General features: G+C 58.5%; 13 protein-coding genes. 11 read left to right on the forward strand and 2 right to left on the reverse strand.

The genetic code is table 11. The annotated features are described in order from the left end of the window. The coding region (locus tag G3O06_RS49010; RefSeq protein ID WP_346779521.1) for a hypothetical protein at positions 1-1,209 on the reverse strand (1,209 nt) is incomplete at its 3' end. 292 nt (positions 1,210-1,501) lie between these two features. Here G3O06_RS49010 and G3O06_RS49025 point away from each other — a divergent pair. The 10 genes from G3O06_RS49025 (at position 1,502) to G3O06_RS13855 (ending at position 12,085) form a co-directional block, all read left to right on the forward strand. Further along, the gene (locus G3O06_RS49025; protein ID WP_346779519.1) at positions 1,502-2,368 is read left to right on the forward strand and encodes a YadA-like family protein; all 867 of its coding nucleotides are present in this window, start codon (positions 1,502-1,504) and stop codon (positions 2,366-2,368) included. Positions 2,369-2,510: 142 nt separating this feature from the next. Continuing rightward, positions 2,511-3,650, forward strand: a complete 1,140-nt coding sequence (locus G3O06_RS13815; protein WP_205816367.1) for a DUF2827 domain-containing protein — start codon at positions 2,511-2,513, stop codon at positions 3,648-3,650. A gap of 2 nt (positions 3,651-3,652) precedes the next feature. Further along, on the forward strand, positions 3,653-4,792 hold the full coding sequence (locus tag G3O06_RS13820; protein WP_205816368.1) for a DUF2827 domain-containing protein: 1,140 nt from the start codon (positions 3,653-3,655) through the stop codon (positions 4,790-4,792). Further along, positions 4,789-5,385, forward strand: a complete 597-nt coding sequence (locus G3O06_RS13825; protein WP_205816369.1) for a hypothetical protein — start codon at positions 4,789-4,791, stop codon at positions 5,383-5,385. Before G3O06_RS13820 ends, G3O06_RS13825 begins: the two co-directional genes overlap by 4 nt. 23 nt (positions 5,386-5,408) lie before the next feature. Further along, positions 5,409-6,581 (forward strand): DUF2827 domain-containing protein, encoded by a 1,173-nt coding sequence (locus tag G3O06_RS13830; protein WP_205816370.1) that lies wholly within the window; start codon positions 5,409-5,411, stop codon positions 6,579-6,581. A gap of 18 nt (positions 6,582-6,599) precedes the next feature. Continuing rightward, positions 6,600-7,655 (forward strand): hypothetical protein, encoded by a 1,056-nt coding sequence (locus G3O06_RS13835; RefSeq protein WP_205816371.1) that lies wholly within the window; start codon positions 6,600-6,602, stop codon positions 7,653-7,655. A 153-nt stretch (positions 7,656-7,808) separates the two neighbouring features. Beyond that, positions 7,809-9,152, forward strand: a complete 1,344-nt coding sequence (locus G3O06_RS13840; RefSeq protein WP_205816372.1) for a hypothetical protein — start codon at positions 7,809-7,811, stop codon at positions 9,150-9,152. 350 nt (positions 9,153-9,502) lie between these two features. After that, positions 9,503-10,084: a hypothetical protein gene (locus G3O06_RS13845; RefSeq protein WP_205816373.1), complete on the forward strand. Its 582-nt coding sequence runs from the start codon at positions 9,503-9,505 to the stop codon at positions 10,082-10,084. Beyond that, complete coding sequence (locus G3O06_RS13850; protein ID WP_205816374.1) at positions 10,077-10,835, forward strand: hypothetical protein; 759 nt, start codon at positions 10,077-10,079, stop codon at positions 10,833-10,835. Before G3O06_RS13845 ends, G3O06_RS13850 begins: the two co-directional genes overlap by 8 nt. Positions 10,836-11,074: 239 nt before the next feature. Next, entirely contained in the window at positions 11,075-12,085 is a 1,011-nt protein-coding gene (locus G3O06_RS13855; RefSeq protein ID WP_205816375.1) for a DUF937 domain-containing protein, read from the forward strand. Positions 12,086-12,091: 6 nt separating this feature from the next. Here the strand turns inward: G3O06_RS13855 and G3O06_RS13860 are convergent, their stop codons facing one another. Continuing rightward, positions 12,092-12,379, reverse strand: a complete 288-nt coding sequence (locus G3O06_RS13860) for a hypothetical protein (protein ID WP_205816376.1) — start codon at positions 12,377-12,379, stop codon at positions 12,092-12,094. Here G3O06_RS13860 and G3O06_RS13865 point away from each other — a divergent pair. Further along, complete coding sequence (locus G3O06_RS13865) at positions 12,362-14,152, forward strand: OmpA family protein (RefSeq protein ID WP_205816377.1); 1,791 nt, start codon at positions 12,362-12,364, stop codon at positions 14,150-14,152. The genes G3O06_RS13860 and G3O06_RS13865 overlap by 18 nt on opposite strands. The last annotated feature ends 2 nt before the right edge of the window (positions 14,153-14,154 follow it).

Raw genomic sequence — 14,154 nt, forward strand, 5'->3', positions numbered from 1 at the left:
TCTGAGCACGACCAATAGCTCGGTGAGTTCGATTTCGACGGGCTTGAGCACGACGGACAGCAACGTTTCGTCGCTGTCGACGTCGGTGTCGACGGGCCTGAGCACGACGACGAGCAGCGTGTCGTCGCTGTCGACGGGTCTGAGCACGACCAACAGTTCGGTGAGCTCGATCTCGACTGGCTTGAGCACGACGAACAGCACGGTTTCGTCGCTGTCGACGTCGGTCTCGACGGGCCTGAGCACGGCGACCAGCAGCGTGTCGTCGTTGTCGACGGGTCTGAGCACGACCAATAGTTCGGTGAGTTCGATCTCGACGGGCTTGAGCACGACGGACAGCAACGTTTCGTCGCTGTCGACGTCGGTGTCGACGGGCCTGAGCACGACGACGAGCAGCGTGTCGTCGCTGTCGACGGGTCTGAGCACGACCAACAGTTCGGTGAGCTCGATCTCGACTGGCTTGAGCACGACGAACAGCACGGTTTCGTCGCTGTCGACGTCGGTGTCGACGGGCCTGAGCACGGCGACGAGCAGCGTGTCGTCGTTGTCGACGGGTCTGAGCACGACCAACAGTTCGGTGAGCTCGATCTCGACTGGCCTGAGCACGGCGAACAGTAATGTTTCGTCGGTCTCGACGGGTCTGAGCACGACCAATAGCTCGGTGAGTTCGATTTCGACGGGCTTGAGCACGACGGACAGCAACGTTTCGTCGCTGTCGACGTCGGTGTCGACGGGCCTGAGCACGACGACGAGCAGCGTGTCGTCGCTGTCGACGGGTCTGAGCACGACCAACAGTTCGGTGAGCTCGATCTCGACTGGCTTGAGCACGACGAACAGCACGGTTTCGTCGCTGTCGACGTCGGTCTCGACGGGCCTGAGCACGGCGACCAGCAGCGTGTCGTCACTGTCGACGGGTCTGAGCACGACCAACAGTTCGGTGAGCTCGATCTCGACGGGCCTGAGCACGACGAACAGCAGCGTGTGGTCGTTGTCCACGGGGCTGAGCACAACCAGCAGCACCGTCACGTCGCTGTCCAGTGCGGTCAGCACCACGACATCGAATTTCTCGAGCCTGTCTGCGTCGCTTTCGTCGACTGTCACGTCGATCTCGACGGGCATCAGTACCGGCACCATTACTACGACCGGCAATGTCTCCGTCGGGGGCAATCTGTCGGTGGGCAGCGTGACGATCCTTTCGAGCGGGATAATCACGGGCGTCGCGGCAGGAACCAATACCACCGACGCGGTCAACGTGGGTCAGCTCACATCGCTGTCGACGGTGATTGCGAGCGAAATCGCGTCGGTTTCGACAGGCCTGAGCACGATGAACAGCAACATATCGTCGATCCCCAATTCGTCTGGCGGCGGATCCAGCGTTTCGCTGGCTTCGTTGTCGACTGCGGTCAGCGTGGTCAGCGCTAGCACCTCGACGTTGTCCACGTCGACGACCACGGGGCTCACGTCGCTGTCTACGGGCCTGTCGACTATGTCGAGCGGCTTGAGCGTGCTCGCTGCGACTAACGCCGCGGCCGCGAGTCAGGGGGCAACGCTCGGGATGAGCGTGGAAGGCGGCGGCGCTAACGGTACGCTCCAAACATTCGGCCCATCGGGTAGCACGCTGTCGACAGTGTCCGTGGTCGGCAACACGATTGCGAACGGTATCGATACGACGGCACTGGGGTTGGGCGCATCGGCAGGCACATCGACGACGAGTGCCACGGGGGCAACTGCATTCGGTGCGTACGCGCAGGCCAAGAGTGACAACACGACGGCCGTCGGGTATCGCTCGGTCGCCGACTTTGCAGGTTCCGTCGCAATCGGCTTCAACGCACATGCGACGGCCGACCCGACCACTGCCGTGGGTGCCAATACGCTGGCATCGGGTAATAACGCGGCTTCGTTTGGTGCGTCCGCCACTGCGACGGCGTCCAACGCAGTGGCACTCGGGGCCTTCTCGACGGCAACGGGGGCGAATTCGGTGGCACTCGGTGCGAACTCGATAGCTAGCGAGGACAACACGATCTCCATAGGTTCGCCGGGCAACGAGCGCCGCATCACCAACGTGGCGGCAGGCGTGAATCCGACGGATGCGGTCAACGTGTCGCAGCTCCAAAGCGTACAGGGTTCTGTCAACCACACGGCGCGTCTGGCATATGCGGGTATCGCGGGGGCGACGGCGCTCGGGATGATTCCCGAGGTCGATCCCGGTAAGCAATTTGCGATGGGGATCGGCACGGCCAGCTACCAGGGTTATCAGGCCATGGCGATCGGCTTCAGCGCGCGTGTCACGCAGAACCTGAAAATCAAGGGCGGTGCAAGCATCTCAGGTTCGGGAAGTGTGTATGGAGCCGGCGTGTCGTATCAGTGGTAATGGAGTGTCCGACAGGCTGGCGCGTATCGGGTGCGAGGTCAGCCGACCTCGCACTCGGCGAAGGAGTCCGTCGACAGACGAATGAACTGTCCCACGCCATTTGCTGATGGCAACGAGATATCAAATTAATGAGGAACAACAGATGAGGATCGGCTTATCGGTACTCACACATGCGGGGCAAAACATCTGGGAGAACGGCCTCGGTCAGAACGTGATTTTTTTGTCGAGGTTGTTCAAACAATTGTCGTTCGTGCGCGACGTTGTCCTGCTAGATAGTGGTGACCAGGGCGTGATGCCGGACGACGTCGTCCTTGGCGATCTGCGGCTGCGAGTGATGAAGCCGCGCGATGCGACGGAACACGTAGACGTCGTAATCGAGATGGCGGGCGGCCTCGATGTCGAATGGCTCGACTACATGCGCGCGCGCGGGGTAAAGGTCGTATTTCTGGCTTGCGGGCAACCCTATGCAGCGCTCATCGAGCCGATTTTGTTCTCCAAGGGAGGATATGCGGCTCGAGCCGATCGGTGCGATATGGTCTGGATTTTGCCCAAGGACAGACGGTTTACGGGCATGCTCGAGGCGATCCATCGCTGTCCGGTCGTGGAGGTGCCGTACTTGTGGAGTTCCGAGTTTATTGATCGACGCATCGCCACGCTCGAGCAGCACGGGCTGCAATTTGGCTTCAATACGTCAGAGGGCGCAACCGATTCGGTGCCGCTGAATGTGGCCATTTTCGAGCCCAATATCTCGGTGGTGAAGAATTGTGCCATCCCGATGCTCGTGTGCGATGAAGCATATCGCGGCAACCCGTCCGCGATCGCGAGTATGCGGGTGCTAAACAGCATTCATATGGCCGACCATCCCACCTTCAATTATCTCGCCAACTCGCTGGAAATCGTCAAAGCGGGGCGTGCGCTATTCGAGGGCCGCCACGATTTCCCGGCCTACATGGCTCAGCACGCCAACGCAGTAGTGAGTCACCAGTGGCACAACGATCAGAACTACCTGTACATGGATGCGCTCTATGGCGGCTATCCTCTGATCCACAATTCCGAGTGGCTGGGAGGTCGAGTCGGCTACTACTATCCGCACTTCAAGGCGAGTGCCGGCGCACTCCAACTGCTTCATGCTGCATGCCACCACAGGGAAAATCTTCCCACTTATCAGCGTGACGCACGCGAGTTCCTCGTGGAACTCGCGCCTGATGCTGAGGATAACAAGCGAGCCTATACGCTGCTGTTGCTAGCCCTTCACGATGCTCGTAGGGGAGGCTCGTGTTGAGTATGAGCAGACGCAATTTGAAAGTCGGCGTGACACTGTATGTGCGGCAGGGGCAACAGTCACTTTGGGAAAACGGCATATTCCAGAATTGCTTCTTTCTGACCCAGTTGCTTGCGCGCTCGCCCGCTATCGAATCGGCGTTTATCGTCAACGGCGGTGATGGCGATCCGGCTCAGGCCGGCGATTTTCTGGCGCTCGCGCCGGTGCCGGTGATCGACCTCGCGACGGCGATGGAACAGCTCGACATTGTCATCGAGCTGAGCGCGCAGCTCAGTCCGGACTGGGCTCGAGAATTTCGCTCGCGCGGCGGACGAGTCGTGGGCATGCGAGTCGCGAACGACTACTGCATCGATATCGAACGCACGATGTTCGGCAAGCAGCACGGGATGGTTATATCCGGAACGCCATACGACGTGATCTGGACGTTACCCGCATTCGAGCACACCTGTGCCGACTACTATCGAAGTGCGCATCGCGCCCCCGTTCGCGTCATGCAGCACCTGTGGAGTCCGATGCTTGTCGAGCAGACGCTGCGTGCAGCCGGGCATACAGAATTTGGTTACGTGGCCGGACGGAGAAAATGGCGCCTGGCAATCATGGAGCCCAATCTGTGCATGGTAAAGACGAGTTTCGTCCCCATGCTCGTTGCCGATTTGGCACACCGCGCCGATCCGCGCATGATTCAGTATCTGCGTGTCTACAACACGCACGGATTCATCAACAACCCTGCCTTTGTGAACTTTGCCAGAGGACTTGATCTGATCCGCCACGGTATTGGAACCTTCGAGGGACGCTTTCCAGTGTTCCAGATAATGGGAAATGAAGCCGACGCAATTGTCGCGCATCACTGGGAGAACGCACAGAACTATTTGTATTACGAAGCACTATACGGTGGCTTTCCTCTGATTCATAACTCTGACTTGATTGGGCAATGCGGTTATCGCTATCGTGACTTCGACTGCCATGATGGAGCAGGCGCTTTGCGGCGGGCCTTTCTGGAGCACGACATGCGGCTCGACGACTATCGACGAACCGCTCGTGAGTTTCTAGACATGCTGGATCCGGAATCTGACCAGAACGTGCTGACCTACACACAGGCTCTGTTGGAACTGGAACCCCGCAGGACGGAGTATCGAGCATGAACGCAGCACGGCATATGCCGTACCCGATGTGGCGGCGGCTTCACCGGTTGTTTATCGTCGTGAATCTGATCGAGTGCATGTCGCGGGGGATTTATGCCCAGCCGATTTCCTCACAGTCATTGGTGCCGGACATGCCCGCCTCGCCAGAGAATCTGCTTGCTCAGGCGGCGGCGCAAGTGGGTGTGAAACGCTGCCTATCCGCAGTGAATCAGGTTTCGTCGCGCGCGCTCACTGGAACGATCAAGCACGACATCGTCATCGACTGGGACCATCTTCGCCCAGATCAGGGCCCGCTTTTCTCATTGACCGGACTGGAATTCAATGGAGCTTCCGCACTGCTGTCACTCTCCACGGCGCCCATGCAGGGTGGCAACTGCGCGATTCTGGTCGAACGGGTTTCTAGTGCCGCGACACCGTGCCGCAACGTGGCGAACAGCGAATTACGTGGATACCGCGCGACGGCGCTCGTGCGATCGGTAACTGTATATACGACGCCGGCACGGCCAACCGAAACGGTCACGCTGGTCGAGACTCCGCCATCTTGTCTGATCCTGCGACGGCAAGTCGATTACAGCTGGCCGGGCTCGCCCTGATGAATGATTGAATGACTGCATACATGAAAGATATCCTCACCACGAAATTCGACTTCTCGAGCCAGATTGAGCGCCGCGGATTGCGCATCGGCATCACGATCGGTCTACGCGAAGAGGGCGAGAGCTTATGGGTAAACGGTATCAAGCAGAATGCGCTTTATCTCGCGCGAATGTTCAGCCAGTCGCCGCGTGGTCACCGGGTAATGCTCGTCAACACGACAACGGTTCACGTGACGAACTCACTGCCGTGGGATCAAAAAACGTTCCCGACCTATTCCTTCACAGACGTGAAAGATGAACTGGACGTGCTGATCGAACTCGGTGGACAGATCAGCGCTGAACAGACCGCTTGGCTGAGGGCCAGTGGAACGCGGATCGTCAGCTATTGCTGCGGACCTGAATACGTGCAGAACATGGAGGCCATGATTTTCTCGCGTGGCGACGGCGGGATATTTATCAACGAAGGATATGACGAGATTTGGGTGATTCCGCAGATCGTCGAGACCAGTTGGCACTTCTTTTCGACCTTGCGCCGGAAGCCGGTCCGCGCTGTACCGTTCGTCTGGGATCCGATGTGTCTGGAAGCGCAAGCGTCCGGGTTGCCCGATGGCGGGACTTACCGCCCGCGGGTAGGGCCACGCCGGCTGACGGTCATGGAGCCAAACTTCGACGTGTTGAAGTTCTGCCTTTATCCGATGTTGATCGCAGACTGCGCCTTTCGGCAAATCGGTGAAGAGATCGGCTATCTGAATGTGACCAATTCGGAACACCTGGCCAAGTACAGCGCGATGTTCGCAAGCATCGCCCATACACTCGATATGGTGCGTACACATCGAGCCTCTTTCCTCGGCCGCTTCGATACGCCTCAATTCCTGGCGAACCACAGCGACATCGTGATTTCGCATCAATGGGGGCTGGCACTGAACTACTTCTATTTTGATGTTTGCTGGCAAGGATATCCGCTTGTTCACAATGCTCATCTATGTCGCGACCTAGGATATTTTTATCCGGACAACAACATCGAAGAGGGTGCGCGCCAGCTCGTCCGCGCGGTACGTCATCACGACGAAAGCTGGGAAGCTTACCGAAAGAAGCAGAGAGACGTGATTGGAGCTTATCTGGCCACCAACCCCGATGTTGTTCGCGTATACGACGCATTGCTCGACCAATTGGTGACTTCGCCAGCCACTCAATGAAGGTTGCGAACGTCCGAAATGCAGATTGGAACCCGTTGCAACACACTTGCGAGAATGACCTTTGATATCGTCGACGCCGTTGGCCGCCCCATTGACGAGGTCATTGCAGCATTTTCAGGGCCTGTCCTCGTGCAGCTTGGCGCAAAGTTCGGATTGTCTCAGGCTATCCTTGTCGAACTGACGCGCCAAACCGGAACGGCGCTTGCCATCGCACTTATTTCCCGGTGCATAGAGTCGCATCGCGCGTTGCTCGACGCTGTCATGTCTCCGGAGGTGAATGCTCGGGTAATCGAACGATTGGGTGAACTGACGGCAACGACCATGGCGCTCAAGAAGCTCGAAGCTGAAGGGTTTGCCGCTCTGGCGATGGCCATGGGAGGCGAGCCCGCAGGGCTCAGCGATATCGTGTCGGCCCGCACCGGGGTGCCGGTGCAAGCGACACGCGCCTGGACCGGTATCGTCTCTGCAGTGCTTTTTGGACAACTTAAACGTCATGTATTGTTGGAACCGACAAGTGACGCGGATGTCATGCAGCGCATTTTGATGCCGCACTGGCCCGCAATGGCCGACCAGGTGGATGATGGCCTAGCCAGCGCGTTGGGATTCGAGCAGCGGAGTCAGTTCGTTGAGGCCATCTCCAATGCACACCGGAGACTGCAGCAGGATGCATCTGTCATTGATGCTTCGGAGGAACCGAACCTGAGTCGCGCCGATCTCGGAGAGCGCGGTGCGAACACGGGGGCGGCTATATCTGCACGCCGAGGCTTGGTAACCGGTTTGATGACAGGCGCTGCAACGATGACGATCGCAACGTATGCGCTCGTATATTGGGGCGTCTTGCCCATGCCGTCACAGTCAGTGAGGGCCATATGCAAGTCGATGGGCATCGCGTTACCTCCACACGTGAGTGTGCCTTCCACGGCAGCAGTCGACATCCCGGTTGTCCATACGGCGTCCGTTGCAGCATCGGCAGCGGCGTCGTCGGCCGCTGCGTTGGACGCAAACAGTGGCAAAAGGCCGGAGGTGGTACCCGGTAACGGTCTCTCGCCCGCGTTGTCTAGCGTGTTGCGATGATGCGCGTGATGTGGCGAGTTCCGTTACCGAATTACCGACGGCTATGCGTGCGTGATGTGCACGCGCATCGATAGAGAAGTCGGCACGTTGATGCCATGAATAATTTTCCGCTGCGAATCATTCGCCATACTACTTATCAAGGATTGTGTTGAAATGACTGATTCTGCTGCCGTATGTGAGAGCGGTTCAATCCTGGTTCTCGTCGCGATCGACGATAACGATCAGGCGTGGTACGAGATGTTGATTCCCTTCATTCTCTCGCTTCGTGCGACGGACTATACCGGACGCCTCGGAGTGATCGGATATGGCCTGAGCGCACGTAAACAGGAAATTCTGCGCGGAGAGGGCATCGAACTCTATAAGTCCGTCGAGATTGGTGACTTGGCCTACGATCGATTCACGTCCGCGGCGCGCGTGATCGCCGATGATCCCAGCATCGAAGCGGTCGCGCTGTATGACGCCGATATCTGGTTTCCCGGGCCGGGTTTCGACGTGTTCGAGCAGGTTGTTGACGACGGATGTGTGTATGTGGCGCCCGATCCGCTTTTCTGCACGTTTATTACGGATCCATTGACCGGCCCGCGTCGTGAGGAACTCGCACAGCAGTGCGTCGGGCAATTGATAGAACGGCTGGGCGGTGCGCTGCAGGCCGGATTGGTGGTGGGGCGACGCACGGCCTGGGAGCGATTCGGGAGCTACGTTCGTGACTGTGTTTCCCGGATTAATGAAGACTTTGTTTCCATCTACGGCCTTGATACGACCTTTTTGCATTTGTGGGGCGCCGCCGGTGGCGTGAGCCTGCTCGGACCCGAACAGAACTTCGTGAGCAAGTGGGGCTTGCACGAGCGTCATGATCTGGGAATCGGTTCGGTGTCGTTCGAACATAACGGCAAGCTGGTGCGTGCATTGCACATGACGGGTGATGTGCGATTCCACCTGAACAGGTGGCGCTATCTCACGCGCCACCACGCTGCGGCTCTCGAGCAAGGCGCGAGACTGAGTCTACCGGTTCCAGACGGGATGGATGTGCTGACGCCGATTGATCTGGCAGGCCTGCAGCTTTCGCGTTTCCGTGAGTTGGGACTCGAACCGATTGCAGCACGCGTCGATCGCTTTCGTGACGTTGCGATTTCTATCGGCGATGTGGCGCCGGGTGCTGCGGGGCTGTCAATCAGCGCTTGGGGAGCTCACGAGATCGAGTTCGATTCCACTTGTGCCGGGGGCATGCTGGAGTTGAACGTGACGCACCTATCCGGGCAGCCGTCGTGCGTGCACGCCCAGGTAGCACGGGACGGCATCGCCTACCCGTTGCAGGTTCCACAGAATGCCAGCCTGTCGGTGTGCTCCGGTAACCGTTTGATGCTGCGCGCACTGGCTCTTCCAGGACAAAAGTGTCACGTCCAGTGGAATATCGCGATTCGGGTGAATGCCGGGGATTCCGGTGAAGCGGAGAGACATGAACCTGCCGAGGATGCGTTCGCGGCACGACCGAGCTGAACCACTATCTGATCTCGCTTCAGCATGATGACTGCTACTCGCGAGTAAAGCACCAGTCGAGGATATAGAGGGGAATGGGATTGATGGACAAATTGCTGGCTCGAATTGGGCATGGGCACGGTGGAATCGACCAGGTGCATGTGCAATTGTTGCTGGACGATGCAGGACGCGTGCAGTGCGTGCGAATCAAGAGGAGTAGCGGCGATTCGACAATCGACGGAATGGCAATCCGGGAATTGGAAAGCACGAGATATCCGCACCCTCGGTTGGGGAAGAAGACAGTGCGCCGCTGGCACGACGTCGTATGGACGAGTGGTTTCAGAGGCCAACATACCAGGAACACGTAACAAATGAACAATCGACTCTATACCATTGCCGGTATCGTGCTGATCACGTTGAGCGCTGGCATTCATGCCTCTCCAGACGACGTGGGGACGCTGGAAGCCGCAGCCGGTAGCGTTCCGATTCCGTCGGCCGATGCACGTATGCTCGAGGAATTGATCGACGACCAGGGCGACGTGAGGTTCTCGATTTCATACCCGGCGTCAGGTGGAAGACCCGCACACCGGAGTTCATTCATTCACGTCGAGGATCAGAGTTCCGTCGACACTTCGGCGTGTACGATCGTTACGCGCGTCATGCGTCAGCGTGATAGCGCCCCCTCCGCTAGCCATCGGTCGGTCTTACGGTTGACTGACGTTACGCGCATGCAGATCACGACGATGGCTGCAGTGTCATATTCTTCCAGCGGCAGGCAACCTGCACCGGGCACCCCGCTGAATGTGGTCGATCCGGACATCCAGGTCGTTGCGCTCGACCTGCGCGGCACCGCGGACCGGGGAATTTTCATGTTCCGCTCGATTGAGCCGGCACGTCGATTTCTTGCCGTCCTGCAGCGCGTGGTACCCCGGTGCGGAGGTCGCAATGAGTGAGAATGCCGGCGTGGCCCGGCAGCCGGTGAAACTGGCCATCGTTACGCCGATGTATGGTGGCGCCTGCATGGCCAACTACTGTGTCGGAATGGTCGACCTCGGTCGACAACTAGCCGAGGCCGGCGTTCCATTCGATTTCTATACGGTATCCAACGAGAGTCTTGTTCAACGAGCCAGGAATGTCCTGCTGCATTGGGCTCTCAAGGCGCCAGACATCACACACATCTTGATGGTGGATGCCGACATCGGCTTTGAACCGCGAGACGTACTGCGCCTTTTGGATCTCGACGTCGATTTTGTCTGCGGCGCATACTCGCGCAAGCATATCGAATGGGGCCGCGTGCGTGCCGCGGTCCAGGCTGGCGCCACCAACATCGACGAGCATGCGGGGTCGACCTTCGTGCATGGAATGGATGGCCTAGTGGACGTTAGCCGTATCCGGGATCAGCCGTTGATCGAAATTCGCCGTGCCGGTACGGGCTTCATGTTGGTGCGCAGATCGGTCTTCATGACGCTCACGCATTCCGGTCGCCTCGACACTTACCGGAACCGTCAAATCCTCTTGTCCCAGGAGCAGGTGACGCAGGGCGACCGGATCACGGCGTTTTTCCATTGTCCGCTCGATTCGAATGAGGATGATCTTATCTCCGAAGACTATTACTTCTGCGATTCATGGCGAAATACCGGGGGGAAAATCTTCCTGGCGCCATGGGTGAGACTGTCCCACTACGGAACCTGGAGCTTCCGCTGAGGGTTCAGCGAATGAGAGCGACCCGAATATTGATGCGACACCCATCGCGGCGGGAAGTGCGTGAAGAGCTGCAGCCGAATCATGCCCAAATCGCGTGATGAGAGAACGATACAACAGCCCTTGGTACCCGACGTTGAAGCTCTCTACTGGCCGGCGGAATTTACGCGGTGGGATCCGTTCCGGGAACAGGTGAGGCGTGATCTCGACGGACTTGTCGGGGATATGAGAGAAACCAGCCAATGAAAAATATCAATGTTGCTACGGCATTGAACTCCGCACTTTCCGGTGTCGTACTGGACCAGTTGTCCCAGAGGTTCGGGCTTGCGCCGGACGTGCTCGACCGAGCGGTGACGACTGCCACCTCAGGGTTCGTCGCCGCGCTCATGATGGTTGGCGCAACCGCTGACGGTGCATCGCGCTTAATGGCAGCCGTCATGGACACCCGCACCAACGCACGAATTGTCGAGCAACTGCAAGGCTTGTCGGCAACGACGATTGGGGTGACGGAGATTGAGGCGAGCGGTCAGATGTTTGCTCTCGGGTGTTTCACTGCGTCGATTACGAAGATTGCGGACCTCGTTGTCCATCAGTGCGGTGTGCCACCTCAGACTGCCGTTGCGTTGACCGCGGTGGTCTCCGGTGTCCTGGGAGGTCTTCTCAAACATCACATGCTCATTGAACAAGGATCGATCGACGAGCTGACGCAATTGCTCGATGCTCAATGGTCGTTGATCGAATCGCGGCTGACTGACGAAATTGCAATTGAGCTCGGGTTCTGCAACGCTGTCGAGTTTCGCGACGCGATTCAACCCAGGCTGCGCGCGGTTGCGCACGACGTGCCGCTCGAATCGACGCAATCGTCGAGAACGAGGCAGCGGTCGAATGTGTTCCGGTCGCTCGCTTGCCGCCCGAGCCACTGTGTGAACCTGGAGAGTCATCCGAGCGAACGCTTCGTTTCTGGCGTGCTGCTGGGATTTTTCGTCAGTATGATCGTCGTCGTGGCGATCGCCTATTTGGGCGACCAGTGGGGTCTTCTGGGCGAAAGCAGCGCATATCTTTGCTTCGGCGTAGCGGCTGGCATTTCGGCTGGGCTGCTGCTCGTGGGGCCCATGCTGCAGCGCAGCGTATGGCGCCATGGGCGCGACATCTTCACTTCGGACATCGACTTGAATCAGGCTATCCTCGGCCGGGTTGTCGGACTTGTCGCGGGTCTCGTGACCGGTGCAGCGTTTGCCGCCTCGTGGTACTGATACGTGTCAGAAACCAGAAAGCACGTTGACGTGCCCGTACGGTCGATTTGGCATGGTCGGCGGCGTGATGACTAAGTGATCTGAAAGTACCCATATAGTCGAATAAGGCTTGGCACGCACTGTTCCATCAAGTGTGTCTTTCTCTCGTTTTCGTGCTTTACCTAGTCGATAGGGAAGGCGCGTTTTTTTGCTCGTCTGCCCGCGCTGATGGTTGCGACGGGTTCGGCGCGTCGTTGCGTGTTCCCCTGATGTGGAGGCACGAACCGAAATGGTTATATGAAAGATATCGGTCAAGTCGATCTCGTTCTGGAATTGGAGTCGATAGTGTCAGATTCCGTACTGGAGCAGATCTCCGGGAAATTCGGGCTTTCGACCGATGCACTTCGTCGTATCGTGCGCAACTCGGCACCAGCGCTCGTGGCTGCGGTCATGGCAGCTGGCGCGACTGCCCACGGCGCGGAGAAAGTACTGGCCGCAGTCATGGCGCCGGGCAGTAACGACGCGATCGCCGAGTGGCTTCAAGTGCTATTGGCTTCGCCTTCGGGACTCTGGGCGCTCGAGGCGGCAGGGCAGTTATTTGCACGTACGTGTTTGGGTGTATCCATGGGCGAGCTAGGTGACTTTGTCGCTGACCATGCCGGTGTCCCCGCTCAGTCTGCGTTTGCGTTGAATGCCGTGATGACGAGCATTATGTCGGGGGTTCTCAAGCACTATTTGCTTATCGAAGCTCGCATGGCCGCTGATCTGACGCAGTTGCTTGCTGACCAGTGGCCGTTACTCGAGTCTCGGTTGACGGACCGACTTGCACGAGTGCTTGGATTCGACGACGTCGACGCGTTCCGCGACACGATTCCGGCTCAGTTGCGTATACTCGCATGCAGGCAACAACAGCGTGCAGCATGGCCCCCTGAATGCGATAACGATCTAGTCGATCCACAGTCATTATCCGGGATTGTTTCGAGAAGCGCCTATGCGGTGCGCGGCCGAAGGACATGGCCCATGGTCGTGGTATTCGTCGCATCCTTGACAGGGGCCGCGGTTGCGGCGCTTATACCCATCCATTGGCAGCTTCCTTTCTCCGCGCACACCGCGCAAGTATCCGGGGTGCCCGATCGGCCGTCCCCACAATCGCCGCCGTCTTGGTCGGCGAGGGGCGGCTGCCGTACGAGTGTGAACGATGCGATATCGGGCTCAATCATCACAGGTGACGCACGGAATGCGCTCGTCTCGTCGGTTCCAGCGTCCGCGGCGGCCGTGTTGTCCGGGCCTGCTCTCCCATCCGCGCACGCGCAATACTCGCATTTCGCATTTCGTGTCAGTCGTATGAGCATGCTTGCGTTGTCTGCGATCGTTGCGACGGATGATGACAAAGAGCGCTTGCTACATGACGTCGGATTATCAATGGGTTCCCGTAATTTCACCGCCGATGTGACGGTGGATCCAGCGGTTCGAGCGCAGTGGATGGGCCATCTGCAGGCGCTTATCCCGTTAATGCGGGTGCCCCGTGCAGATGTGGTGATAGACGGGACGCATATCGAACTGGGCGGGGCGGCGGCTGATCTGCGGCAACGCTGGCTGCCCCGTATGCGTGAGATTTTTGGTCCGTCATGGCAGATCACTGCATTCGATCTGGAAAGCGAACGAGCGAAAGCTACGGCATCGTTCAGGCGCGCGCTCGACGGCCGAGTGCATGGCGCTTCGTGTGAGGCGCTCGACGGAGTGCTCAATATGCAGGTGGTTACCTTCGCTAGGGGAAGCGGTCACATACCCGCAACGGCAGTCGAGAACTTGCGCGAATCAGCCCACCTGTTGAACCTCTGTGCTGCCAGAAGGCAGATCGTGCGCCTGGAGATCCAGTCGTTTTCGGACAATACAGGCGACAACGAGTCGAACCTCAAACTGTCTGTGAAACGGGCGGAAGCGGTTCGCACATTTCTTGTCCAGGAGGGCGTGCCGGCCGAAAATTTGATTGCTCGGGGTTACGGTTCATCTCGCCCGCGTGCAAGCGATCTGACCGAACGCGGACGATTCGAGAACCGACGCATCGTCTTCGTCGTACGCAAGTGAGG

The organism is Burkholderia sp. Ac-20345 (assembly GCF_017104825.1).
GTDB classification, from domain to species: Bacteria; Pseudomonadota; Gammaproteobacteria; order Burkholderiales; family Burkholderiaceae; genus Burkholderia; species Burkholderia lata_B.